The sequence below is a fragment of the Xanthomonas pisi DSM 18956 genome (assembly GCF_001010415.1).
Classification (GTDB): Bacteria; Pseudomonadota; Gammaproteobacteria; order Xanthomonadales; family Xanthomonadaceae; genus Xanthomonas; species Xanthomonas pisi.
Window position 1 is genome coordinate 1 of the sequence record NZ_JPLE01000046.1, and the last position, 26385, is coordinate 26385.

Below are 26385 nucleotides of genomic sequence, written 5' to 3' on the forward strand. Positions count from 1 at the left end.
TCTCCTGCGTGCGTTCGTCCCTTCCCCCGCGTGCGGGGGAAGGTGCCCGAAGGGCGGATGGGGGCGGCATCGCCGACAGGGATTCGGCCGACAGTCGATCAACACAGACGCTCCCCGATGAAAACGCACCAGTCTCTTGGCATTGGCCGAGTGGTCACGATGCGCTACGGCTCCAATGAAGCGTGCGTTACGGCTCCAATGAGGCCCAAGCGGGGCGCCCGCGCCCGCCAGCTCAACCCCGGGGTGCCCGTCCCCTCACCCCAACCCCTCTCCCGCAAGCGGGAGAGGGGCTTGTGCAGAACCGGCTCCAATGACGCGCACGCGGCGCGCACGCAAGGAAGCGGGCGCAGACCTCAGAACGACAACTTTCTGGCGCTCTCGACCGCCCGCCTCTATCAAGTCCGCCGCGCCCGGGCCGATACCGCCTGCATGGACAGACTTAGCGTAATCGGACTGGTGCTGGCGATCGTGGCGATCGTGGGCGGCAGCGTCTTGAAGGGTGCCGGCATTTCGTCGCTGTGGTCGCCGGCTGCCTTCGTGATCGTGATCGTCGGGACGGTGGCGGCGATCCTGCTGCATACCTCGCCGGCGGTTTTCCGGCGCGCCTTCAAGATCCTGCGCTGGGTGATCCAGCCGCCGGCCAGCGATCGCCCGCAGCTGGTGGCACGGATCGTGGAATGGAGCAACATCGCGCGGCGTCAGGGCCTGCTCGGCCTGGAAGACCAGCTGCCGCGCCAGAGCGATGCCTTCCTGCGCAAGGGCCTGCAGATGCTGGTCGACGGCGTGGAACCCGAATCCATGCGGCATATGCTCGAGATCGAAATGGACAACCAGGAGCGTCAGGATCTTGCCGCGGCCAAGGTGTTCGAAGGCATGGGCATCTATGCGCCCACGCTGGGCATCATCGGTGCGGTGCTGGGCCTGATGGCGGTGATGAAGAACCTGGCCGACCCGGCCATGCTCGGCCACGGCATCGCGGCGGCGTTCACCGCCACCATCTACGGCATTGCCTCGGCCAATCTGCTGTTTCTGCCGGTGGCGGCCAAGCTCAAGAGCGTGATCCATTGCAGCACCAACGAGCGCGAAATGGCGATCGAAGGGCTGATTGCGATCGCCCAGGGCGAGAACCCGCGCAACATCGAGTCGAAATTGGCAGGCTACTTGCATTAGAGCTTGCCATGGCCCGTCGTCGCAAACACCACGAAGAACATGGCAACCACGAAGCGTGGGCGATTCCGTACGCCGACCTGATGACCTTGCTGCTCGCGTTCTTCGTGGTGATGTACGCCATTTCCTCGCTCAACGAGGGCAAATACAAGGTCATGGCACAGGCGCTGACCAGCGCGTTCGGCGGCTCGTCCACCAGTGCCAGCCCGGTGCAACTGGGCAAGACCCAGAGCCTGGGCGCCGATTACGACCGCCCGTCGGTGATCAAGGCCGGCGCGCCGATGGCCGCATCCAACGGCCCCACCGACCCGACCCTGCTGCCCTCGATGGCCGCGCAGATGCGCATGCCGGTGTCGCTGCGCAATCAGGCCCAGCTGGCACGCGCGCAGCGGCAGATGGATGCGGTGGAGCAGCAGCTGAGCAAGACGCTGTCGCCGCTGATCGACAAGAAACTCATCACCATCCGCCGCAACGATCTGTGGATCGAAGTGGAGATCAACAGCGACATCCTGTTCGGTACCGGCTCGGCCACCCTGGCCGGCGGCGCCCGCGGGACGCTGTCCACCCTGGCGTCGGTGCTGCGCGATGCGCCCAACGGCGTGCGCGTGGAGGGGTATACCGACAACCAGCCCATCGCCACCGCGCAGTTCCCCTCCAACTGGGAGCTGTCGGCGGCGCGTGCGGCCAGCGTGGTGCACCTGTTCGCCGACGACGGCATCGCCCCGCAACGATTGGCGATGGTGGGCTATGGAGAATTCCGCGCACGTGCCGATAACACAACCGAGGCGGGACGGAATGCGAACCGGCGTGTGGTGTTGATCATCCTCGCTGACTCGGCTGGCTCACTCGCACCCGATCCGCCATCGCAGTTGCATGCGACCGCCGCCGGGGCGCCAAAGCTTCCCAAGTCAGACGGCGGCCAAACGGCCGTCACCACCGAAAGCGGCACAAGTTCCGTCCCCGCCGTAATTGAAGGAGTGCAGTGAGATGCGTATCTGGGCAATCGCCAACCAAAAGGGCGGCGTGGGCAAGACCACCACGACGCTGGCGTTGGGTCGCGGCTTGGCCGCGCTCGGCCATCGGGTGTTGTTGATCGACCTCGACCCGCACTCCTCGCTCACCCGCGCGTTCGGCGTGGCGGTCGACCCGCCGCCGCGCGGAGTGCTGGATCTGTTCGGCACCCCGCCGAGCGATCTGGCCAGCCTGGCGCACGAAAGCAGCATCCCCGGCCTGTCGTATGTGTGCGCGCAAGCCGCACTGGCCACGCTGGAGCGCCGTAGCGCCAATCAACCAGGCCTTGGCCTGGCATTGCAGAACGCAATGACCCGCCACGCCGGTCAGCACGATTACATCCTGCTCGACTGCCCGCCCACGCTCGGCCTGCTGATGATCAACGCGCTGGCCGCCTGCGACCGCGTGGTGGTGCCGACCCAGGCCGAACCGCTCGCATTGCATGGCCTTGCCAGCATGGTGCGCACCGCCGACATGGTGCAGCGCTCGCGTCGCCGGGAGCTGCCGGTGTCGATCCTGCCGACCCTGTTCGACCGCCGCACCCGCGCCGGCAACGAGACGCTCAAGGAAATGCAGACCACCTACGGCCCGGTGGTGTGGGAAGACGCCATTCCGATGGACACCCGTATCTGCAACGCCGCCGCACTCACCGTCCCCGCTGCCGGCGGCGACTATCAGGGCCGCGGCCTGTCCGCCTATCGCCGCGCGCTGGAATGGGTGCTGGCCGATGACGCGATGCGCATGGAGCAAGCCGCATGAGCAATCACACCGCCAACGGTGAGCTGGACGACTATCTGGAAGGCTTGCTGCACGATGCCGGCGTGGAGATGCCCGCCGCCGTCGCCAGCACTGCTGTCGCGGCAGCCCCGGTCGCCGAGCCGGCTGCCGCGCTTGCCGCGAGCGCAGACGCCGACGTCGCTCTCGCCGAAGTGCCGGTGGCCCTGGCCGCAACGCCGGAGGTCATCGCCGCCGATCTGCTGGCCGACATGCGTTCGGACCCTGCGCTCGGTGCACCGGTGATCGCCGCACCGAGCGCTGCCGACATCGCTGCCGATTTCCTGGCCGAGATGGATGCCGATCCGGCCTTCGCGCCGGTCGTCGCCAAGCCCAGCGCCGACGACATCGCTGCCGATTTCCTTGCCGAAATGGACGCCGACCCGGCCTTCGCGCCGGTCGTCGCCAAGCCCAGCGCCGCCGACATCGCTGCCGACTTCCTCGCCGAAATGGACGCCGACCCCGCCTTCGGGCCGCCGGTGATTGCCGCACCGAGCGCTGCCGACATTGCCGCCGATTTCCTGGCCGAGATGGATGCCGACCCGGCGTTCGCCCCGGCCGCGCCAAGCGCGTTCATGAGCACGGCCGATCTGATGGCCGAAATGGACGCCGACCCGGCCTTTGCCACGGCCTCCTCTGCGGTGGATCTGCTGACCGCCGACCTGCTGGCAGAAATGGATGCCGACCCGGCCTTCGGGCTGGACGCCGCCCCGGTGGCAGCGCCTGCACCCGCACCTGCCCCGCGTGCAGCGCCGGCCGCGCCGCGCGCCGCGCCCGCGCCGGTGTACCCGCAAGGCCTGCAGGCACTGCTTGCGCCCGGTCAGGCCGACAAGATCCATGCCGAGCGCCGCGCCAGCGAACGCAGCACCCGCTGGCTGCGTCTGCGCTGCGGCGAACAGACCTATGCGCTGGAATTGCTCAAGGTGCAGGAAGTGGTCCTGCCGGTGCCGCTGTTGCCGCTGCGTGGCACCGCCAGCGCAATGCTCGGCATCATGAATCTGCGTGGCCAGGTGGTGCCGGTGATCGATCTGGGCATCCATCTGGGCTCTTTGCCGGTGGACATGGACCTGCATACCCGCGTGGTGGTGCTGGAAGAGAACGGCGAAACCATGGGCCTGCGCGTGTCGGCCGTGGAAGACGTCACCAGCCTGACCGATCACCAGATCGAGCCGCCGGACAACGCACGCCTGTGCCGCATTTCCAACAACCTGTTCCGCGGTGTCGCACGCCTGGGCCATCAACCGATGATCCTGCTCGATGCCACGCACCTGCTGCATTAACGCAGAGCTTGCGCAATCTGGCGTGTCACCGATTCACCGTTAAAGCTTTCCCACCTTCCGCCGTTAGTACGCATAGAACCATCCGTTCGGAGCAACAATGAGCACAGTGACATTGGGTGAGGATCTCGGCATCGAGACCAGCGCCGACCTCAAGCAGAAGCTTGCCGAATTCCTCACCCAGGACGGCGACCTGGTGCTTGATGCCGGTGAAGTCCGGCGTATCCACACCGCCAGTGTGCAGTTGCTCTGTGCCTTCGTGCAGAGTCGCCGCCAGGCCGGTCTGCATACCGAATTCGATGGCTGCAACGACACTTTTAGAGATGCGGCACGTCTGCTCGGCGTCACCGACGCGCTTGGGCTTTCCGCATCCAATGACAACCTGAAATCTGTGGAGAACGCCGCATGAGCGCACGTATCTTGGTGGTGGACGATTCGGCGTCGATGCGCCAGATGGTCTCTTTCGCCCTCACCTCTGCCGGCTTTGCCGTCGAAGAAGCCGAAGACGGCGCCGTTGCGCTGGGCCGCGCGAAGGGCCAGCGCTTCAATGCGGTGGTCACCGACGTGAACATGCCCAACATGGACGGCATCTCGCTGATTCGCGAGCTGCGCCAGCTGCCGGACTACAAGTTCACCCCGATGCTGATGCTGACCACCGAATCGGCGGCCGACAAGAAGTCCGAAGGCAAGGCCGCCGGTGCCACCGGGTGGCTGGTCAAGCCGTTCAATCCGGAACAGCTGATCGCCACCGTGCAGAAAGTTCTCGGTTAATCCTTACTCGCTTCACCATCGGATCTCACGCCCATGAGCATGGACCTGCAACGTTTCCACGCCACCTTTTTCGAGGAAAGCCGTGAAGGGCTCGACGCGATGGAGGCCGGGCTGCTGTCCCTTGAAGAGGGCAACCGCGACCCGGAAATCATCAATTCGGTGTTCCGCGCCGCGCACTCCATCAAGGGTGGCGCAGCCACTTTCGGGTTCGAAGCCGTCGCCGGCCTGACCCACGTGCTGGAGACGCTGCTGGACGAGTTGCGCTCCAACAAGCGCCAGCTCGAACCCAATGCGGTCGATGCCATGCTTGGCTCGGTCGACGTGCTGCGCGCCCTGCTGCGCGAAGCCGAACACGGCACCCCGGCCGACCCGGCCGCAGTCAAGGCCGTGCACACCCGCCTGAACGCGGTGCTGGCAGGCGAAGCGCCGGCCGCCGTGGCGGTCGCCAAGCCGAAGGAAGAAGAGCCCGAAGCCTGGCACATCGGTTTCACCCCGGCACCGTCGCTGTTCATGAGCGGCAACGACCCGTTGCGCATCATCCGCGAGCTGGAGCATCTTGGTCCGCTGCAGATTGCCGCGCGTCTGGAGCGCATGCCGGGCTTCGAGAACATCGACCCGCTGGAAGCCTATCTGGCGTGGGATCTGGGCCTGATCGGCAAGATTCCACGCAGCAAGATCGAAGACACCTTCGCCTGGGTGGTGGACGATTGCGAGCTGGACATCCGCCCGATGGCGGTGCCCGGCCCGCCGCCGAGCCTGGCCGTCGAAGCCGCTGTCGCGGCGCCCGTCGCCGTCGCTGCGGCACCTGCCACTGCTGCCGAACCTGCCGCCGCCGCTGCGACGCCGGCCAAGGCCGCCGCCGCAGAAGCCGAAACCTCGATCCGCGTCAGCGTCGACAAGGTCGATGCACTGATCAATCTGGTCGGCGAGCTGGTGATCACGCAAGCCATGCTCAAGCAGGTCTCCACCGGTCTGGACCCGGCGCACGCCGAACAGCTGTTCGCCGGTCTGGACCTGCTCGAGCGCAACACCCGCGATCTGCAGGAGGCGGTCATCGGCGTGCGCATGCTGCCCGTCGATGCGGTGTTCCGCCGTTTCCCGCGGCTGGTGCGCGACCTCTCCAGCCGTCTCGGCAAGCAGGTGCGCCTGCGCACGATCGGCGAAGGCACGGAGCTGGACAAGGGGCTGATCGAAAAGATCGCCGACCCGCTCGTCCACCTGGTGCGCAACTCGATCGACCACGGTCTGGAACTGCCCGATGCGCGTCGCGCTGCCGGCAAGGACGAGACCGGCACCATCACCCTGGCGGCCTCGCATCAGGGCGGCCACATCGTGATCGAAGTCAGCGACGACGGCCGTGGCCTCAATCGCGCCAAGATCCTGGAAAAAGCGGCCGAACGCGGCATTGCCGTGCCGGACAATCCGACCGATTCGCAGGTGTGGGACCTGATCTTCGCACCGGGCTTCTCCACCGCCGATGCCGTCACCGATCTGTCCGGTCGTGGCGTGGGCATGGACGTGGTCCGCCGCAACATCCAGGGCCTGGGCGGCGAAGTGCAGCTGGAAAGCAACGCCGGCAGCGGTACCCGCGTGTTGATCCGTCTGCCGCTGACCCTGGCCATCCTGGACGGCATGACCGTCTCGGTGGCTGGCGAAACCCTGATCCTGCCGCTGGCCTACGTGCTCGAAGCACTGCAGCCGGCCGCCGAAGACATCCGCTCGATGGCTGGTGACGGCCGCGTGCTGCGGGTCCGCGGCGAATACCTGCCGATACTCTCGCTCACCAACTACTACGGCTTCGGCGGGCAGCAGTCCTCGCAGGAACCGCTGGTGGTGGTGGTCGAAGGCGACGGCCAGAAGATCGCACTGGAAGTGGACGAACTGCTCGGCCAGCAGCAGGTCGTGGTCAAGAACATCGAAAACAACTACCGACGCATCCCCGGCGTCTCCGGCGCCACCATCCTCGGCGATGGCCGTGTGTCGCTGATCGTGGATATCGGTGGACTGGTGCGCTCGCTGCGGGTTCCGCAGGCCGCCTGACGCACCACCGGCAGTTGCGGCACGGACGCCGCGCAGGACAGTTTCAGATGTGATGTTGACCGGCGGTCTGGGGGCCGCCGGTACTTGCAACCCCGCGCGGCATGGCACGACCCGCGGTGTGGATTGGCCCTCGGCCATGTCTGACGTAGCGACCGTTTTCGACGTCTGCGCACTTTCCGGACGTCCACGGTGCCCATTGATCTCTGTACGCAAGAGATGACCCTCATGAACTGGTTCCGCAATCTCGCCGTCGCACGCAAGCTGGCTGTCGCCTTTTCGTTCACCGCACTGATCACCTTGAGCCTGGGTGCGTTCGCGCTGGTGCGTATGCAATCCAGCGCCCACCTATTGCGCGAGATCGGCAATGTCTGGGCGCCGGCGGTGCAGCAGTTGAGCGAGATGCGTGCCCTGCTCGGCGAATTCCGTACCTACGAACTGGCCCAGCTGGCGCATGCCGACGACCCGAAGGCCGTGCAGAATTATTTCGAGCGCATGGACAAGGCGCGCGCCGATGTCGATGTCGCGCAGAACGCTTATGCCAAGACCACCACGCCCGGCAAAGAGGCCGCGTTGTACGACGAGGTCAAGCTGAAACTGGCCGAGTATTACAAGGCCAATGCCGCACTCAGCGCCGCCGTGCGCGCCGGCGACCTGGCCACCGCCAATACCGTGTCTGACGAGCAATCGCGTCCGGCGCGACGCGACCTGTTTGCCAAACTCGTCGAGCTGACCAAGTTCAACAGCGCGCACATGGACAGCGAAATCGCAAAAGCCGAAACGACTTACCAGCGCTCGGTGCAGGTGATGACGGTGGCGATGACGCTGGCGGTGTTGCTGGCCGCATTCGCCGGCTGGTTCATTGCCCGCAGCATCGCAGGCCCGCTGGGCCGCGCGACGCGGGTGGCCGGTGCCATTGCGCAAGGCAAGCTGGATAACGCGATCCATATCGACAGCCGCGACGAGGCCGGGCAACTGCTGCAGAGCATGCAGGGCATGCAGCGACAACTGCAGGCCGTGCTGGCGGCGCAGTCGGAAATGGCCCAGCGCCACGATGCCGGCGAAATCAGCTACCGCATGGATCAGAGCGCGTTTCCGGGCGAGTACGGCACCATGGTGCACGACACCAACAGCCTGGTCGGCTCGCATATCGCGGTGAAGCTCAAGCTGGCGCAGATCATGTCGCGCTATGCGATCGGCGATATGAGCCAGGACATGGATCGCCTGCCCGGCGAGAAGGCCGTGCTCAGCGACACCATGGACACGGTCAAGCGCAATCTCTCGGCGATGAACAGCGAGATCAAGACGCTGGCGCAGGCCGCGGCCAATGGCGACTTCAGCGTGCGCGGCGATGCGCAGCGCTTCCAGTACGACTTCCACGCCATGGTGGACAGTCTCAATCAACTGATGGCCACCGCCGATGCCAACCTGGCCTCCCTGTCGAAGGTATTGCAGGCCATTGCGGCCGGCGATCTGACCGAGCGCATGCAGGGCCAGTTCCATGGCGTATTCGCACAGATGCGCGACGACGCCAACGCCACCACCGAACAGCTGTCCGGCATTGTCGGGCGTATCCAGCACGCCACCACCTCGATCAATTCGGCAGCCAGCGAGATCGCCGCCGGCAACCAGGATCTGTCGCAGCGTACCGAGCAACAGGCGGCCAACCTGGAAGAAACCGCCGCCTCGATGGAAGAACTCACCTCCACCGTCAAGCAGAATGCCGAGCATGCGCGCCAGGCCAATCAGCTGGCGATCGGCGCGGCCAACGTGGCCTCGCAGGGCGGCGCCGTGGTGGCACAGGTGGTCACCACCATGTCCGGCATCGAGGTCTCATCGAAGAAGATCGCCGAGATCATCTCGGTCATCGACGGCATCGCCTTCCAGACCAATATCCTGGCCTTGAACGCGGCGGTGGAAGCGGCGCGGGCCGGCGAGCAAGGCCGCGGCTTTGCGGTGGTGGCCTCGGAAGTGCGTACGCTGGCGCAGCGCTCGGCCAATGCCGCGAAAGAGATCAAGCACCTGATCGACGACTCGGTCGGCAAGGTGGCCGAAGGCTCGCTGCTGGTGGACCAGGCCGGCAAGACCATGGCCGATATCGTGGCCAGCGTGCAGCGCGTGACCGACATCATGGGCGAGATCTCTGCTGCCTCGCAGGAGCAGTCGGCCGGCATCGAGCAGGTCAACCTCACCGTGACGCAGATGGACGAAGCCACCCAGCAGAACGCTGCGCTGGTGGAAGAAGCCACCGCTGCTGCGCGTGCGATGGAGGAGCAGGCCGGCCAGCTGTCCGACGCGGTGGCGATCTTCAAACTGCAGCCCACCGCTGCCACGACGATGGCAACCGCGCGCCCTGCCCCGACAGCGCTCAAGCCGCTCAAGACGCCTGTGGCCAAGCGCACTGCCGCCAAGGCTGCGGCGAGCAAGCCGCAAGCCGCGGCACGCCCTGCGCTGGCAACTGCCTCCGGTGGCGACACCAGCTGGCACGAGTTCTGAGGCCTGCGCAGCATCGGCTGCGGTGACGCGGTCTGCCCCCCCAAGCCCTGGCAGCGATGCCGGGGCTTGTGCGTTTTCTTGAGGCCGGTCGTGGTCGCGCGCCTGCAATGGCGGCACGCGTTTGTCGTCCTGGCCACTGCGCAGCACAAAGCGTCCCGGCGTCGATCGCGATCCACGCCGGGAATGGCCTGCAAACCAGCCCGCCTATGTCATCCCGTTGCACGGGCCAGCCGCACCGCACATCGCGCCAACGCAGCGTGGTTGCGCCGATCGCGCTGAACGCAAGCGTGCAAGGCAAGCGCGAACGGCTCAAGAAACCCGCCGAGCGAACGCTACCGGTGTACCTCTTTCCCACCCTCCCCTAGAGAACACCATGACATTCCTGCACTCCCTGACCGTCGGGCGACGCCTGGCGTTGGCATTCGCGTTGCTGATCGTTTTGCTGGCCGGCTCCACCACCCTGGCGCTGTACGAATTCAAGACCGTCAAACAACAGGTCTCGATCATCGTCGAGGTCAACAACCGCAAGGCCGCGCTGCTCAACCAGATGCGCGAAAGCAATATGCTCGGCGAACGCTACCTGCGCGACTTCATGCTGGCCACCCCGCAACAACGGCCCGCCGTCGATGCCCAGCTCAAGGACAACCGCGCGCATTACGCACAACTGTGGGCCGCGCTGCAGCAGCTGCCAACCAACGCCGACGGCATGCGCGCACGCCAGGCCATCCAGGACAGCCTCACCGCTGCCCGTGCCACCAACAACCGTCTGCTCGGCATGGTGCGCGATGGCGATCTCGACGGGGCCAAGCAGCTGTTGAACGGCCAGGCGCAGCCCTTGCTGCAACGCCGTTCCAAGGCGATCGCCGCCGCGGTGGAATTGCAGAACCAGCAGAACGCCGCCGGTGCGGACACCATCCTGAGCAGCGTGGCGCTGGCCAATCGCGCCCTGATCGCCTTCGGCCTGTTGTCGGCCGGCCTGGCCGCTGCACTGGCGTGGCTGATTTCGCGCAGCCTGGTACGCCCGCTGAAACAGGCCACGCAGGTGGCCGAGGCGATCGCGCACGGCAAGCTGGATAACCCGATCGGCCCGCAGCCGGGCGACGAGCCTGGCCAGTTGCTGACCAGCATGCGCGGCATGCAGGATCAGCTCAAGGCGGTGGCCGCCGCGCAGCAGGACATGGCGCGCCGGCACGACGCCGGCCAGATCAGCTTCCGCATGGATCAGGCGGCGTTTCCCGGCGAATACGGCAGCATGGTGCGCGACACCAATGCGCTGGTCGCCTCGCATATCGAAGTGAAGATGAAACTGGCGCAGATCATGTCGCGCTACGCCATCGGCGACCTGAGTGAGGAGATGGACCGCCTGCCCGGCGAGAAGGCCGTGCTCAGCGACACCATGGATGCGGTCAAGCGCAACCTCTCGGCGATGAACGGCCAGATCCAGTTGCTCGCGCAGGCCGCTGCGCATGGTGACTTCAGCGTGCGCGGCGATACGCAGCGGTTTCAGCATGACTTTCTGGCGATGGTGGAAAGCCTCAACCAGTTGATGGCCACCGCCGATGGCAACCTCGGTGCGTTGTCCGGGGTGCTGCAGGCCATTGCCGCCGGCGACCTGACCGAGCGCATGCACGGCCAGTTCCATGGCGTATTCGCGCAGATGCGCGACAACGCCAATGCCACCACCGAGCAGTTGTCCGGCATCGTCGGGCGCATCCAGCTGGCCACCAGCGCGATCAACACCGCTGCCGGCGAAATCGCTGCCGGCAACAACGACCTGTCGCAGCGCACCGAGCAGCAAGCGGCCAACCTGGAAGAAACCGCCGCCTCGATGGAGGAACTCACCTCTACCGTGAAGCAGAATGCCGAAGGCGCACGCCAGGCCAACCAGCTCGCCATCGGCGCCGCCAACGTGGCCTCGCAGGGTGGCGAGGTGGTCAGCAAGGTCGTCGCCACCATGGCCGGTATCCAGGCGTCGTCGAAGAAGATCGCCGACATCATCAGCGTCATCGACGGCATCGCCTTCCAGACCAACATCCTGGCCTTGAACGCGGCGGTGGAAGCGGCGCGCGCCGGCGATCAGGGCCGCGGCTTTGCGGTGGTGGCCAGCGAAGTGCGTACCCTGGCGCAACGCTCGGCCGGCGCAGCGAAGGAGATCAAGCAGTTGATCGACGACTCGGTGAGCAAGGTCGCCGAGGGCTCGCTGCTGGTGGACCAGGCCGGCACCACCATGACCGAGATCGTGGCCAGCGTGCAGCGCGTCACCGACATCATGGGCGAGATCTCCGCTGCTTCGCAGGAGCAGTCGGCCGGCATCGAGCAGGTCAACCTCACCGTGACGCAGATGGACCAGGCGACCCAGCAGAACGCCGCGCTGGTGGAAGAAGCCACTGCCGCCGCACGTGCGATGGAAGAACAAGCTGGCCAGCTGTCGAATGCGGTGGCGATCTTCAAGATCGAGCCGAACGCTGCGCGGCCTTCGGCAACCCACACCCCTGTCCTGCGGCGTCTGGCAGCGATTTGAACGTCTTACGGTGCATTGGCATATGACGTGGGCTTAGGCATCAGAGAGTGGGTTTCGCTCACCAGGCTTCAAGCGCACCAGGCTGCGCCCGTACCCTCATCCGGCGCTGCGCGCCACCTTCTCCCGATGGGAGAAGGGTTCATAGCCCCCTCCCGATGGGAGAAGCGTTCATAGCCCCTCTCCCGCCGGGAGAAGGATCCATAGCCCCTCTCCCGCCGGGAGAGGGGTTGGGGTGAGGGTACGGAGCGAAGCCCTGTGCCACTCACGTTGTCCATCAACTGCTCTGCCAGCTCCAGCGGCTGCATCTTCCGTGCGCGAGGCTGCGCCCGTACCCTCATCCGGCGCTGCGCGCCACCTTCTCCCGATGGGAGAAGGATTCATAGCCCCCCTCCCGCCGGGAGAAGGATTCATAGCCCCCTCCCAATGGGAGAAGCGTTCATAGCCCCTCTCCCGCCGGGAGAGGGGTTGGGGTGAGGGTACGCAGCGAAGCCCTGTGCCACTCACGTTGTCCATCAACTGCTCTGCCAGTTCCAGCGGCTGCATCTTCCGTGCGCGAGGCTGCGCCCGCACCCTCATCCGGCGCCTCGCCACCTTCTCCCCGGCAAGAGAGGGAAACCCATGCTGCGATTTACACGCTGTCATTGACGCTCAAAACGCCCCGACCCGGTCGGGGCGTTCTGCTGTGTGCACCAACCAGCCGATCGAACCCCACATCGCACCACCCCTGAGATTCCCACCCGGCACTGCCGTTGGTCGAAAGGTGATCAAGCGCAAGCTTCCGCGGCCGATACACCTAGCAATCAAGGCGCAAGCGCCCGCGCCATGTCGAAGGACGTCCGCATGCATACCGCCAATTCCCTCCGCTCTGCCCGCAATACGCTGGGCGCCGTGTTCGCCGTCGCCATGCTGGCAGCGAGCGTGTCGTTGCCGCCCTCGTTTGCCGCACCGGCCGCACCGGTGTCGGTGCTGCTGGACAGCGTGCCGGTAAGCGCACTGCAGTCGTTGGCGATCGACCTGGTGCAATTGCGCGAGGACCAGCGTGCACAGCTTGCCGCAGCGCACGACGCGGCTCGTGTGCAGGCCTACGACGAGCGCATGGGCAATCTGCGTCAACGCATCGCCCGGCATGCCGGATACTTCCAGGCCAGCGCTCCGCAAGGTGAGCAGGCGCGCCAGTTCGCGGTGGTGCAGCAGCGGCTGGGCCAGTATCTGGAGCAACAGCGCCTGGCCAATCGTGCTCTGCATGCCGGCGACCTGTATCAGGCGCAAGCCTTCTCGCTTGGCCAGCCCGGCGATACCCACCAGGTGCTCTGGACCGAGCTGCAGAACCTGCAGGCATCGGTGGCCAAGGTCGAAACGCCACAACGCTAGGCGCAGTCCTGCGGTGCCGGTCGGCCGCGGTGCGGCCATCGCCGCACCACCTACAACACGCCACGCCGCTTCACGTGATCCGCCTTGCGGTTCATGCGTAGCCTGCCGCCTGCCTGTTGACCGCGTGCAAGCGCCAGCCGATGGCGCTGTCGCGATGGCGTGCCCTGGACGTCGGTGCGTTGCACGCGGTGCCAGCGTCACTGACCTCACGCAATGCTCAACATTTCTATTACCGGGTCGCTATTCGACTTATCCCGGTCACAATCCTCTCGCTGGATACCAGTCATGACGTTCAAGAGCTCGCTCGCAAAGACGTTGGCCAATGTGCCGCTCAAGCGCAAATTCTTCGCCCAGACGGCGCTCGTTGCGTTGGGCATCATCCTCCTGGCCGTCGTCGCGGCACGCATGCAGTACGTCGATCTCACCGATACGCGTCGTGATGGGCTCAAGAGCCAGATCGAAATGGCGATGGCGGTGGTCAACGGCTACGCCGAGCGCGCCAACAAGGGCGAGATGGATGTGGACGCCGCCAAGAAGGCTGCGCTGAGCACCCTGTCCACCATGCGCGCACGCGGTGGCGTGGACTACATCTACGTCACCGACCAGGCGCCGGTGATGCTGATGCACCCCACCCGCCCGGATCTCAACGGCAAGCCGTTGACCGATGTGCTCAGCCCGGACGGCAAGCGCATCTTCCCGGCGTTCGTGACTGCCGCGCAGGCCGGCGGCGGCTATGTCGATTACACCTGGGCCAAGCCCGGACAGAAGGACCCGGTACAGAAGACCTCGTACGCGGCGCTGTACAAGCCGTGGGGCTGGGTGATCGGCACCGGCGTGTATCTGGACGATACCCAGTCGCAGGCGCTGGCGTTCACCGGCGTGGTCACCCTGGCCGGCGGCGTGCTGGTACTGATCAACCTGTTGGCCGGCTGGATGATCGGCAACTCGATCCTGGAGCCGGTGGCGCGCGCATTGGCGGCGATCAAGGGCGTGGCACGTGGCGATCTGAGCGTGCGTACTGCCGAGCATGGCAACGATGAAATCGGCCAGATGCTCAAGGCCACCGACGACATGGTGCACACCCTGGAGCGCTTCTCCGCGCAGACCAAGGTGATGATGCACATGCATGCCGGCGAGGACGTCACCCACCGCATGCCGAACGATTTCCCCGGTGTCTATGGCGAATTGGCCACCGGCATCAACACCATGATCTTCGAGCACCTGGACGCCATCGTCGATGCCATCGGCATCCTCAACGAATACGCGCAGGGCGACCTGTCGCGCGATGCGGTGCGCCTGCCCGGCACCCGTGCGGTGCTGCACGAAGCGATGGACGCGGCCAAGGCCAGCCTGCTGGCCATCAACACCGAGATCAAGCGCCTGGCGCAGGCGGCGGCCAATGGCGACTTCAGCCAGCGTGGCGATGCAGCGCGCTTCAAGCACGATTCGGCGCGCATGATCAACGATCTCAACGCGATGATGGACGTCAGCGACCGCAATCTGGGCAAGCTGTCCGAGCTGCTGGCCGCATTGGCCGAAGGCGATCTGACTGCACGCCTGGACGGACAATTCCATGGTGTGTTCGCACGCATGCGTGACGATGCCAACACCACGGCCACGCAGCTGGCCGGCATCGTCGGGCGCATCCAGCAGGCAGCCGGTTCGATCACCGGCTCGGCCAGCGAAATCGCCGCCGGCAACAACGATCTGTCGCAGCGCACCGAACAACAGGCGGCCAATCTGGAAGAAACCGCCGCTTCCATGGAAGAGCTCACCTCCACCGTCAAGCAGAATGCCGAAAGCGCGCGTCAGGCCAATCAATTGGCGATCGGCGCGGCCAGCGTCGCCTCGCAGGGCGGCCAGGTCGTGAGCCAGGTGGTCGATACCATGTCCGGCATCCAGACCTCGTCCAAGAAGATCGCCGAGATCATTTCCGTCATCGACGGCATCGCCTTCCAGACCAACATCCTGGCCCTGAATGCCGCGGTGGAAGCGGCACGTGCCGGCGAGCAGGGCCGCGGGTTTGCAGTGGTCGCCTCGGAAGTGCGCACGCTGGCACAGCGCTCGGCCGGTGCGGCCAAAGAGATCAAGCACCTGATCGACGACTCGGTCGGCAAGGTGGCGCAGGGATCGGCATTGGTGGACCAGGCCGGCAAGACCATGGCCGACATCGTGTCCTCGGTGCAGCGCGTCACCGACATCATGAGCGAGATATCCGCCGCCTCGCAGGAACAGTCGGCCGGCATCGAGCAGGTCAATCTCACCGTCACCCAGATGGACGAGAGCACCCAGCAGAACGCCGCGCTGGTGGAAGAAGCCACCGCCGCCGCCAACGCGATGCAGCAGCAGGCGCAGCAACTGGACGATGCGGTGTCGATCTTCCGGGTGGTGGCCGCATCGCCCGCGCAATTTGGCAGTGCAGGCGCACGTGCAGCCAAGCGCGTTGCAATGGCCGCCTACTGAGGGCAGCTCACCAGACTACCGTGCGGTCGCAAGGCCGCCACGGTGCTCACGGATGCAGTGTGCGGGTGGTCCATGCAGCCCGCACTTAGAGCGTGTTAGTCGTTCTACCTGCACTGCCCCGCGTCAGCGGGCTCCTCCCTTCCCTTTGCAGCCATGTCCATGACCTCGCTCTCCTCGCACTCACGTTTCGGCGGCCGCCTTGCGTACCGCCTGATGTTCGGCACCGCGGTCATCGCCTCGCTGTGCTTCGGATTGACTGCGGCCATCACCTATTGGCAGAGCAGCGGTGCGCTGAGCACCTCTGCCCAGGCCACGATGCAGAATGCCGCGCGCTACCAGGCCGAGCAGATCGGTAGCGAACTTGGGCAGGCACTGACCACCGGTCAGTCGCTGGCCACCACCTTGCTGGTGCAACGCGCCAACGGCGGTATCAGCCGCGATACCGCCGCTGCGGTGATCCACGACCAGTTGCAGGATCATCCCGAGTGGGTGGGCATGGGCACGCTGTGGGAAGCGCAGGCCTTCGATGGCAAGGACAGCGACTTCGCCAACGCCAAGGGCCACGATGCCAGCGGCCGCTTCATGACGTATTGGGGACGCGACGGGCAGACGCTGGTGCGTGAGCCACTGACCGATTACGAAACCCCCGGTCTCGGCGACTGGAATCTCAAGCCGCGCGCGCTGCTGCGGCAGACCGTTGCCGAACCCTACGACTACAAGATCGGCGGCAAGACCGTGCTGATGACCACCTTGTCCACCCCGATCCTGCAGGACGGCAAGTATCTGGGCGCGGTGACGGTGGACGTGGCATTGGCTGCCCTGCAGCAGCGCCTGGGTGCACTGCGTCCGATGGACAGCGGATATGTCGAACTGCTGTCGCCCGCCGGCGTGGTGCTGTCATCGCGCGATAGCGCACGCATCGGCAAGCCGGTCACCGACGCGCGCCACCGCGCCATGCTCGAGGAGATCAAGGCCGGCAAGGATTCGGTGGATTTCAGTCCCGATGCCAACGGCACGGTGAGTGCATATGTGCCCCTGCAGATCGGCAAGGCGCAGGAGCGGTTTGCGCTGGGCGTGGTGGTGCCGTACGCGGCCATCATGCAGCAGGCGCATCGCCTGCTGTGGACGATCCTGTTGGTGGGCCTGGCCTCGGCGGTGGTGCTCAGCGGTGCGTTGTTCCTGCTGCTGCGTCGCCAGGTGGTGCGCCCGCTGGAATCGGCGGTCGGCGTCGCCGATGCGATCGCGTCGGGCAAGCTCGACAACCACATCACCGTACAACGCCGCGACGAAGTCGGCCGGCTGATGGGCGCCATGCAGCGCATGCAGGACGACCTGCGTGCGCGGATCGAACGCGACACCGCCATCGCCAACGAAAACCTGCGCATCCGCACCGCGCTGGAACACTCCGAGATGGAAGTGTTGCTGGCCGACGAACAGCACAACGCAGTGTTCATCACCGAAGCACTGCACACCTCGCTCAAGCACGGCGAACCCGCCTTCCATGCCAAGGGCCAGACCGGCTTCAGTGCCGATGCGGTGGTCGGCAAGCCGCTGGACTACGTGTTCGGTACCGACAGCGACGGCAAGGCGCGCTTGCAGCGTCTGCAGCAATTGCAGTCCACCACGCTGGAGCGCTACACCTTCGGTCCGGTGACCCTGGACCTGACCATGACCCCGCTGTACGCCGCCGATGGTCGTCGCAGCGGCAGCATGCTGCTGTGGCGCAATGTCAGTGCCGAAGTCAGCACGCAGAAGGAGGTGGCTGCACTGGTGCAATCGGCATTGATGGGCGACTTCGGCCAGCGTCTGGCGCTGGATGACAAACACGGGTTCTATCTGGAATTCGGCCGCCAGCTCAACGGATTGCTGGAAACAACCTCGCAAGGCCTGGAGCGTATTTCCAGCCTGCTCAGCGCGCTGGCCGAAGGCGACCTCACCGTGCGCATGGATGGGCAGTTCGCCGGCGTGTTCGCGCGCATGCGCGACGACGCCAATGCCACCGTGGCGCAGCTCACCGGCATTGTCTCCGGTATCCAGACCTCGGCCACGCAGATCAATGCGGCCGCCAGCGAGATCGCTGCGGGCAATAACGACCTGTCGCAGCGCACCGAACAACAGGCGGCCAACCTGGAAGAAACCGCCGCCTCGATGGAAGAACTCACTTCAACCGTCAAGCAGAACGCCGAACACGCGCGCCAGGCCAACCAGCTGGCGATCGGCGCCGCCGATGTCGCCTCCCATGGCGGCGCGGTGGTGGCCCAGGTCGTCACCACCATGTCCGGCATCGAGACCTCGTCCAAGAAGATCGCCGAGATCATCAGCGTCATCGACGGCATCGCCTTCCAGACCAACATCCTGGCGTTGAACGCCGCAGTGGAAGCCGCACGTGCCGGCGAGCAAGGCCGCGGTTTTGCGGTGGTGGCCTCGGAAGTGCGCACCCTGGCGCAACGTTCTGCCGGTGCGGCCAAGGAGATCAAGCACCTGATCGACGACTCGGTGAACAAGGTGGCGCAAGGCTCGTCGCTGGTGCATCAGGCCGGCACCACCATGAGCGAGATCGTCGCCAGCGTGCAGCGCGTCACCGACATCATGGGTGAGATCTCCGCCGCATCGCAGGAGCAGTCCGCCGGCATCGAGCAGGTCAACCTCACCGTCACCCAGATGGACGAGGCCACCCAGCAGAACGCAGCGCTGGTGGAGGAAGCCACCGCCGCCGCGCGCGCGATGGAAGAACAGGCCGGCCAGCTCACCGAGGCGGTCGCCGTGTTCAAACTCAGCCATCCGGCTGCACCGGCAAGCGCAGCGCCTGTCGCCAAGCCGCTCGTCCGTGCGCTGCCCTCGTCCAGGCGCGCACCCACCGGCAGCACGCGCATCGCGGCGCCTGCGCGCCATTCGGCCAAGCCATCGGGCAACACTGCCGGCAACGACAGCCAGTGGCAGGATTTCTGATCCACCCGTGATGCAGTGACGGCGCCTGTGCCAGGCGCCGTATTGCCTGCGATCCATCCTGATCGTCGCACCTGGCGCGCGCCGTGCAGACAGGCATCTGGTGCCTGCTCGCGACGCCTGTCGGACGCTCCAGCCTGCGACAGCGATCCGCTGCAACGACAACACGCACGCGCCGACACGTGGCGCCAAGCAGACGCAAGCGTTGCTATCGCTCCTGCACTGCATGCGCGCCCTGCCCCTGACCGCTCCACCCATCGGCAATGCTTAAAGATTTATCTGGCGTTGCCGTTAGCCAGGGTGACAACGGCTGCCTGTGCCCCACCGCAACAGCCGCTCAAACACCGCATGCGCGCAGGTGTCCACAGCACGCGCAGACGCATGCGTCCGAGATCCGATCATTGCAGGGGTTGCCATGAAGTCGTCCGTTCTCGCCAGCTGTCTTGCGCTGTTGTGCGTCGCTGGCCATGCCTGCGCCGAAGACCCCATCGCCACCGATCGACCCGACTTCGTCGAGTCCAGCCTTACCGTCGGCCACCAGCGACTACAGGTGGAAACCAGCGCCGCGTGGGAGCGCGATGCGTCGGTCGATGGGTATTCCACGCCGACGCTGTTCCGCTACGGGCTCGGCCAGACCTGGGAACTGCGGCTGGAAACCGATGGCTGGCAACATATCGACCTGCCGGGCGAATCCAGCGTCAGCGGCATGTCCGACGTCTCGCTCGGCATCAAGCACCATCTGGCCAGCTCCGACAGTGGCAAGACCTCGCTGGCCTGGCTGCTGCACGTGGACCTGCCCAGCGGCGCACAGGCCCTGCGCGGCCACGGTGCACGCCCCTCGTTCCGGCTGGTGGCCGAATGGGAGCTCAGCGACAGCCTCTCTGCCGGCGTGATGCCCGGGGTGATCTGGGACGACGACGGCGACGGACATCGCTATACCGCAGGCATCCTGGGCGCGGTGCTCGGCAAAGCCTGGAACGACCGCGTGCGCTCCTTCGTCGAAGTGGCATTGCCGCAGATTGCCAAGAGCGACGATGGCGGCAGCGTGGCCTTGCTCGACGTCGGCTCGGCCTGGCTGCTCAGCAACGACGTGCAACTGGATGCGGTGTACAGCCGCGGCCTCAACGACCGCTCGCCCGACCACGCCGTCGGCGTCGGTCTGTCTTTCCGCTTCTGATACGGGCTGCGCAATGAAGATCATGCATATGTTGGGCGTCCTGGTGCTGGTCGCCGCGTTGGCGCTGCTCGCCCTGGGCGGTGTCGGCTACAACGGTCAGCGCGGGCTGCTGGATGCCATCACCGCGCAGGTCATCTCCTCCGATGCGCTGCGCAACCACATGCAGGCCGACATGATGCATGATGCCCTGCGCGGCGACGTCACTGCAGGACTGCTCGCCGCATCGCGTCAGGACGATGCCGGCATCGCCGACGCCCGCGCATCGCTGGGCGAACATGCGGGCGAATTCCGCGAGGCGGTGCAAGCCAACCGCAAGCTCCCGCTGGACCCTGCATTGCGCAGCGAGCTGGAAGCGGTGGCGCCCACGTTGCAGGCCTACATCGCTTCTGCCGAACAGGTCATGACGCTGGCCGAAACGCATGCCGACAGCGCTGCGGCGTACCGCGACTTCACCGACAAGTTCGGCCAGCTCGAAACCCGCATGGGGACGATCAGCGAGCGCATCCTGTCCTTGAACGAGGCCAACCGCAGCCAGGCCGAGCAATACAGCCATCGTGTGATGTGGCAGCAAGGCGGCGCCGTCGTGCTTGCATTCGTCTGCCTGGCGTTGGCCGCCGGCTGGATCCTGCGTTCGGTGTTCGGCGTGCTTGGCGGCGAACCGCAGCTGGCCATGGCCGCTGCACAGCACATTGCGCAAGGCCGCCTGGACCAGCCGATCCCGGTCGCCGCCAAACACGCGCACAGCCTGATGGCGGCGCTGTCGCGCATGCAGCGCGACTTGCGCGAACGCCTGGAGCGCGAGCGCAGCATCGCCGCAGAAAACCTGCGCATTCGCACCGCATTGGATAACGCCTCCACCGGCATGTACATCGCCGACCCGGACCTGACCATCATCTACAGCAACACCGCACTACAATCCTTGCTGCACACCTATGCAGACGATATCCAGGCGTGCGCACCGGCGTTCAATCGTACGACCGACCTGGTCGGGCAACCGGTCTCGCTGCTGGAAGTGGGCAACGCGCAGGACGCGGAAATCTACCAGCGTCTGGACCGCCAGGGCGCGGCGCAACGCGAAGTGCGGTACCGCACAACCTGCATTACGCAAAACGTGTCGGCGATCCGCGACGAGCGCGGCGCGCATCTGGGCTTTGTCTGCGAATGGCGCGACCGTACCGCCGAAGCGCGGGTGGAACTGGATGTGGCCGATGTCGTGCGCAGCGCTGCGGCGGGCGACCTGTCCAGGCGCATCGACAGCAGCGGCAAACAAGGATTTTTCCTGCAACTGGCGCAACAGCTCAATGCCCTGCTCGACGCCAATGCGGTGAGCATCGCCGAGGTGTCGCGGCTGCTGAGCGCGCTGGCCGAGGGCGACCTGAGCGCACGCATGCACGGCGATTTCCACGGCGTGTTCGCCACCATGCGCGACGACGCCAATACCACCGCCGAAGCGCTGGCGCAGGTGATCGGACGCATCCAGCAGGCCGCCGGCAGCATCCACACCGCCTCCAGCGAGATCGCCGCCGGCAATAGCGACCTGTCGCAGCGCACCGAGCAGCAGGCCGCCAATCTGGAAGAAACCGCCGCCTCGATGGAAGAGCTCACCTCCACCGTCAAGCAAAACGCCGAGAGCGCGCGTCAGGCCAATCAGTTCGCCATCGGTGCGGCCGGTGTCGCCTCGCAGGGCGGCGCAGTGGTGGCTCAGGTGGTCACCACCATGTCCGGCATCGAAACCTCATCGAAGAAAATCGCGGAGATCATCAGCGTCATCGACGGCATCGCCTTCCAGACCAATATCCTGGCGTTGAACGCGGCGGTGGAAGCCGCACGTGCCGGCGAACAGGGCCGCGGCTTTGCGGTGGTCGCCTCGGAAGTGCGCACCCTGGCGCAGCGGTCGGCCGGTGCGGCGAAAGAAATCAAGCATCTCATCGACGATTCGGTCGGCAAGGTCGCCGAGGGCTCGCAGCTGGTCCACCAGGCGGGCACCACCATGGCCGACATCGTCGCCAGCGTGCAGCGCGTGACCGACATCATGGGCGAGATTGCGGCGGCCTCGCAGGAACAATCGTCCGGCATCGAGCAGGTCAATCGCACCATCACCCAGATGGATGAGGCCACCCAGCAGAACGCCGCATTGGTGGAAGAAGCCACGGCGGCAGCACGCACGATGGAAGACCAGGCCGGACAACTGGCGCAGGCGGTCGCCCGCTTCACGCTTGCCGATGCGCCGCGTGCCGCCGCGTTGGCACGCCCGGCCAAGCCGATGTCCATCGCCCCCAAACCGGCAGTCTCCACACGCCGTGCAGCGGCCATCACGCCCACGGTCGCGTCCGGTAACGATAGCCAATGGCAGGACTTTTAAGCGGTGTCTGCAGCGCCGCAACGGCGGCATCGGATGCCGTCCTTGTGCGAGCGATCGTGGACGATCGTCATGGTTTGCAGGTGAATCTGCGCATCTCACCCGGACCTGAAACGGTCCGGTTCATCCTTCAGAGATAAAGAATCATCGCTCCGGGCCGCTAGCGTGCAGGACAACCGCGCAATGCTACGCCCCGGAGTTACATGATGAACAAGTTCAACGATTGGCCCATTCGCCGCAAGCTGATGTTTGCGTTCTGCCTCAGTGCCGTGCTCACCGCCCTGCTTGGCGGGCTGGGCTTTTCGCGCATGAAGCAGATGCAGCAGCAGGCCGTGCTGATCAACGAAGAGGTGGTTCCGGTGCTGAGCAGGCTCTCGGAGCTGCGCGCGTTCGGCGGCGAATTCCGCATCTACGAATCGGGCCAGTTCGTCAATCTGCAGGACCAGGAGCGCTACGACTACTTCCTGACCCGCATGGACGAGATCCAGGGCAAGTACGCGCAAACGCAGAAGGCGCTGGAAGCCAAGATCGCTGCCGGCTCGCCGCTGAAGGCCGGCTACGACAAACTCGCCAAGGAAAGCGCCAGCTACTTCGAAGCCAACAAGACCTTGCGCGCACTCTACAAGGACCCCGACTACGCGGCTGCGGTGCGTGCGAACAAGCAATCGGGCGACATCCGCAAGGTGCTGTTCCAGACCATCGACAAGATGTACGCCGAGCAGTCCACCGCACTGGCCAACATGGTTTCCGCCAGCAGCGCCTCGTTCAAGATGACCAGTGCGGTGCTGTTGATCGGCACGCTGCTGATGGCTGCCTTGTCGGTGACTTTCGGCTGGCTGATCGCGCGCAGCATCACCAACCCGCTGTCCAAGGCATTGGGCGCCATCCAGGCAGTGTCGCGCGGCGATCTGAGCGTGCAGGTCGGCAAGACCAGCAAGGATGAAATCGGCCAGATGCTCGACGCCACCGGCCGCATGACCCAGATGCTGCGCCGCTTCTCCGACGAGACCGCACGCATGTCGCATCTGCATGCGGCCGAAGACATCACCCACCGCATGCCGGAGGATTTCCCCGGCGTGTACGGCACCCTGGCCGGCGGCATCAACACGATGATCTTCGAGCATCTGGATGCCATCACCGATTCGGTGCGCATCCTCAACCAGTATGCGCAGGGCGACCTGACCCAGGACGCGCGCCGTCTGCCGGCGAGCCGCGCGATCCTGCACGAGGCGATGGATGCGGCCAAGGCCAGCCTGTTGTCGATCAATACCGAGATCAAGCAGTTGGCGCAGGCGGCAGCGGCGGGCGACTTCAGTGCGCGCGGCGACGCGGCACGTTTCAAGTACGACTTCGCGGTGATGGTGGCCGATCTGAATTCGATGATGGAAGTCAGCGATCGCAACCTGGGCAAGCTGTCGCAGTTGCTCGGTGCGGTGGCCGAAGGCGACCTGACCGCACGCATGGATGGGCAATTCCACGGCGTATTCGCGCGTCTGCGTGACGATGCCAATGCCACCACACAACGCTTGACCGACATCGTCGGCCGCATCAAGCACTCCACCCTGGCGATCAATACTGCCGCCAGCGAGATTGCTGCGGGCAATCAGGATCTGTCGCAGCGCACCGAGCAACAGGCCGCCAATCTGGAAGAAACCGCCGCCTCGATGGAAGAACTCACCTCCACCGTCAAGCAGAACGCCGAGCACGCGCGCCAGGCCAATCAGCTGGCGATCGGTGCCGCTGGCGTGGCATCGCATGGCGGCAGCGTGGTCGGCCAGGTGGTCACCACCATGTCCGGCATCGAGGTCTCGTCCAAGAAGATCGCCGAGATCATCAGCGTCATCGACGGCATCGCCTTCCAGACCAATATCCTGGCCTTGAACGCCGCGGTGGAAGCCGCACGTGCCGGCGAACAGGGCCGCGGTTTTGCGGTGGTCGCCTCGGAAGTGCGCACGCTGGCACAGCGGTCGGCCGGCGCCGCCAAGGAAATCAAGAGCCTGATCGACGACTCGGTCAGCAAGGTGGCAGAAGGCTCGGCCTTGGTGCATCAGGCCGGCACCACCATGAGCGAGATCGTCTCCTCGGTGCAGCGCGTCACCGACATCATGAGCGAGATCTCCGCCGCCTCGCAGGAACAGTCGGCCGGCATCGAGCAGGTCAACCAGACCGTCACCCACATGGACGAAGCCACCCAGCAGAATGCCGCGCTGGTGGAAGAAGCCACTGCCGCCGCACGCTCGATGGAAGATCAGGCCCAGCAACTCACCGAAGCGGTGGCGCTGTTCCGCCTGTCGTCAGAACTGGAAGCGGTGACGCGGTCCACGCCGGTGGTGCGCCAGATCGCTGCCAAGCGGCCCGCCGCGCCGAGCACGCCAACGACCAAACCCAAGCAAGCTGCCGCAAGGCCGGCCGCACGCGCTGCGGTGGCGTCGGCGTCGTCCAACGAATCGGACTGGGCAGAGTTCTGAGCGATCCGATCGATCGCATCGCGACCGATGCCATCGAAGCCGCGCCCCTTCAGGGGCGCGGCTTTTTTATGGCTGATCGTTTCCACGATCAAATCCAGCGATCACAACCAAGATAAAACAGCTTAAACATCATCTTTTACTTATGTATTAAATAATGAATTGCAGAGCTCGTTATCTTTTAACCGAGCCCGACCAATCAAAAGTACACAATCGGAACAAACAGGATAAGACCAATTACCAACGCGCTTCACATATCTGACTCGAGTTATATATTTTTCGATATCGGGGTATTCAGTGATACCTGTTATGAGCCGTTACTGCGCATAGCGACATCTCCGCAGCAGCTGGTCGGCGCTGCCTCGTCGCTCCCTTCCACTGCATAACGCCTTCCAGGATTCGGTCATGACCGCACTACTCCAGCGCTATAACGTCGGCCCACGCCTGGCTGCGGCTTTCGCCGTGCTGATCGTGTTGTCGGGCATGATCGCTTTCATCGGTTATCGCGGCCTGAGTTCGGCGCGTGCATTGGCGGACAACATCGTGCACCAGAATATGGTCAAGATCCGCTTGGCCAACGACATGATGAATGCCAATTTCATCATCGGCACGCAACTGCGCAATCTGGCACTTCCGTATGCCGAAGAGCGCAATGACGAGTTCGTCGGCGTAATCAAGTCCGCACGCGCCGATTACACCAAGGCGCGCGAGGCCCTGTATGCCCTGCCCGCTTCGCCGCAGGACCAGGCGATACGTGCACAGATCGACAGCCTCCGCACGGTGGCCAAGGGGCTGAATGACCAAGTCATGCAGTTGTCGATTGCCGGAAAGGATAGCGATGCCATACCGCTGTTGTTCAACAAGGCGAGTCCTGCAACGCAGCAATGGCAGGACAAGATTGCCGAGAACATCGCACTGCAGGACAAGCTGGCTGCCGACGCCTCGGCGGTCGCGCTGAAGTCGATGGACGATTCGCGCAAAATGCTGGTGGCCGGCACCGTCTTGGTGGTGCTGCTCAGCAGTGCGCTGGGTTTGCTGATCACCCGTAGCCTCACCCAGCCGCTGAGCCGCGCCACCCGCGCCGCCGAATCGATTGCCGGCGGCAAGCTGGACAACGATGTGGACACGCAAGCCTCCGACGAAAGCGGCCGCCTGCTCAAGGCAATGAGCAGGATGCAGTTGCAGCTGCGCAACCTGATCGCCGCGCAGACCGACATGGCCAAGCGCCATGACGAGGGCCAGATCAGCTTCCGCATCGATGCGTCCGCATTCCCGGGCGACTACGGCCGCATGGCCAACGAAACCAACCTGCTGGTCGCCTCGCACGTGGCCGTGCAGGCCGATCTGGCACGCATCATGGGGCGCTACGCCATTGGCGACCTCAGCGACACCATGCATCAGCTGCCTGGCGAAAAAGCCGTGTTCACCGACACCATGGCGCAGGTCAAGGCCAATCTCGGCGCGATGAATGCCGAGATCAAACAGCTTGCACAAGCGGCCGCCAACGGCGACTTCAGCGCCCGTGGCGACGCCGAGCGCTTCCAGTACGA

Annotated in this window: 15 protein-coding genes and 1 pseudogene; all 16 read left to right on the forward strand. The window is 65.2% G+C overall.

Translation table 11 applies throughout. The features are described 5' to 3' along the window. The first annotated feature begins 429 nt into the window (after positions 1-429). On the forward strand, positions 430-1170 hold the full coding sequence (locus tag Y887_RS11855; RefSeq protein ID WP_046964529.1) for a flagellar motor protein: 741 nt from the start codon (positions 430-432) through the stop codon (positions 1168-1170). A gap of 8 nt (positions 1171-1178) precedes the next feature. Beyond that, positions 1179-2153: a flagellar motor protein MotD gene (gene motD / locus Y887_RS11860; RefSeq protein WP_046964530.1), complete on the forward strand. Its 975-nt coding sequence runs from the start codon at positions 1179-1181 to the stop codon at positions 2151-2153. Position 2154: 1 nt separating this feature from the next. Next, complete coding sequence (locus tag Y887_RS11865) at positions 2155-2937, forward strand: ParA family protein (RefSeq protein WP_046964531.1); 783 nt, start codon at positions 2155-2157, stop codon at positions 2935-2937. Then, the gene (locus tag Y887_RS11870) at positions 2934-4232 is read left to right on the forward strand and encodes a chemotaxis protein CheW (protein ID WP_046964532.1); all 1299 of its coding nucleotides are present in this window, start codon (positions 2934-2936) and stop codon (positions 4230-4232) included. Before Y887_RS11865 ends, Y887_RS11870 begins: the two co-directional genes overlap by 4 nt. A 97-nt stretch (positions 4233-4329) precedes the next feature. Continuing rightward, positions 4330-4638: an STAS domain-containing protein gene (locus Y887_RS11875; protein WP_046964533.1), complete on the forward strand. Its 309-nt coding sequence runs from the start codon at positions 4330-4332 to the stop codon at positions 4636-4638. Further along, a complete protein-coding gene (locus tag Y887_RS11880) occupies positions 4635-5000 on the forward strand; it encodes a response regulator (protein ID WP_002806565.1) in 366 nt (121 codons plus the stop codon). Before Y887_RS11875 ends, Y887_RS11880 begins: the two co-directional genes overlap by 4 nt. Before the next feature lie 33 nt (positions 5001-5033). Then, on the forward strand, positions 5034-7040 hold the full coding sequence (locus tag Y887_RS11885) for a chemotaxis protein CheA (protein ID WP_046964534.1): 2007 nt from the start codon (positions 5034-5036) through the stop codon (positions 7038-7040). A 225-nt stretch (positions 7041-7265) separates the two neighbouring features. After that, entirely contained in the window at positions 7266-9533 is a 2268-nt protein-coding gene (locus Y887_RS11890; RefSeq protein WP_046964535.1) for a methyl-accepting chemotaxis protein, read from the forward strand. 373 nt (positions 9534-9906) lie between these two features. Continuing rightward, positions 9907-12045: pseudogene (locus Y887_RS11895) on the forward strand (methyl-accepting chemotaxis protein); the annotation flags it as partial. 849 nt (positions 12046-12894) lie between these two features. Then, a complete protein-coding gene (locus tag Y887_RS11900) occupies positions 12895-13425 on the forward strand; it encodes a hypothetical protein (RefSeq protein WP_046964542.1) in 531 nt (176 codons plus the stop codon). A 285-nt stretch (positions 13426-13710) separates the two neighbouring features. Continuing rightward, on the forward strand, positions 13711-15888 hold the full coding sequence (locus tag Y887_RS11905; RefSeq protein ID WP_046964536.1) for a methyl-accepting chemotaxis protein: 2178 nt from the start codon (positions 13711-13713) through the stop codon (positions 15886-15888). 159 nt (positions 15889-16047) lie between these two features. Beyond that, positions 16048-18837: a methyl-accepting chemotaxis protein gene (locus tag Y887_RS11910; protein ID WP_046964543.1), complete on the forward strand. Its 2790-nt coding sequence runs from the start codon at positions 16048-16050 to the stop codon at positions 18835-18837. A 412-nt stretch (positions 18838-19249) separates the two neighbouring features. Continuing rightward, complete coding sequence (locus tag Y887_RS11915) at positions 19250-20011, forward strand: transporter (protein WP_046964537.1); 762 nt, start codon at positions 19250-19252, stop codon at positions 20009-20011. Between the two features lie 13 nt (positions 20012-20024). Then, on the forward strand, positions 20025-22373 hold the full coding sequence (locus Y887_RS11920) for a methyl-accepting chemotaxis protein (protein WP_046964538.1): 2349 nt from the start codon (positions 20025-20027) through the stop codon (positions 22371-22373). Positions 22374-22576: 203 nt separating this feature from the next. Further along, positions 22577-24838, forward strand: coding sequence for a methyl-accepting chemotaxis protein (locus tag Y887_RS11925; protein ID WP_046964539.1), 2262 nt, complete (start codon positions 22577-22579; stop codon positions 24836-24838). Between the two features lie 402 nt (positions 24839-25240). Next, positions 25241-26385: MCP four helix bundle domain-containing protein (locus tag Y887_RS11930; protein WP_046964540.1), on the forward strand; the 1145-nt coding region annotated here is incomplete at its 3' end.

Excerpts from the sequence above, each read along its gene's own strand:
- Y887_RS11855 (WP_046964529.1), top strand. The coding sequence starts at position 430 with ATGGACAGACTTAGCGTAATCGGACTGGTGCTGGCGATCGTGGCGATC.
- motD (WP_046964530.1), top strand. The coding sequence starts at position 1,179 with ATGGCCCGTCGTCGCAAACACCACGAAGAACATGGCAACCACGAAGCG.
- Y887_RS11865 (WP_046964531.1), top strand. The coding sequence starts at position 2,155 with ATGCGTATCTGGGCAATCGCCAACCAAAAGGGCGGCGTGGGCAAGACC.
- Y887_RS11870 (WP_046964532.1), top strand. The coding sequence starts at position 2,934 with ATGAGCAATCACACCGCCAACGGTGAGCTGGACGACTATCTGGAAGGC.
- Y887_RS11875 (WP_046964533.1), top strand. The coding sequence starts at position 4,330 with ATGAGCACAGTGACATTGGGTGAGGATCTCGGCATCGAGACCAGCGCC.
- Y887_RS11880 (WP_002806565.1), top strand. The coding sequence starts at position 4,635 with ATGAGCGCACGTATCTTGGTGGTGGACGATTCGGCGTCGATGCGCCAG.
- Y887_RS11885 (WP_046964534.1), top strand. The coding sequence starts at position 5,034 with ATGAGCATGGACCTGCAACGTTTCCACGCCACCTTTTTCGAGGAAAGC.
- Y887_RS11890 (WP_046964535.1), top strand. The coding sequence starts at position 7,266 with ATGAACTGGTTCCGCAATCTCGCCGTCGCACGCAAGCTGGCTGTCGCC.
- Y887_RS11900 (WP_046964542.1), top strand. The coding sequence starts at position 12,895 with ATGCATACCGCCAATTCCCTCCGCTCTGCCCGCAATACGCTGGGCGCC.
- Y887_RS11905 (WP_046964536.1), top strand. The coding sequence starts at position 13,711 with ATGACGTTCAAGAGCTCGCTCGCAAAGACGTTGGCCAATGTGCCGCTC.
- Y887_RS11910 (WP_046964543.1), top strand. The coding sequence starts at position 16,048 with ATGACCTCGCTCTCCTCGCACTCACGTTTCGGCGGCCGCCTTGCGTAC.
- Y887_RS11915 (WP_046964537.1), top strand. The coding sequence starts at position 19,250 with ATGAAGTCGTCCGTTCTCGCCAGCTGTCTTGCGCTGTTGTGCGTCGCT.
- Y887_RS11920 (WP_046964538.1), top strand. The coding sequence starts at position 20,025 with ATGAAGATCATGCATATGTTGGGCGTCCTGGTGCTGGTCGCCGCGTTG.
- Y887_RS11925 (WP_046964539.1), top strand. The coding sequence starts at position 22,577 with ATGAACAAGTTCAACGATTGGCCCATTCGCCGCAAGCTGATGTTTGCG.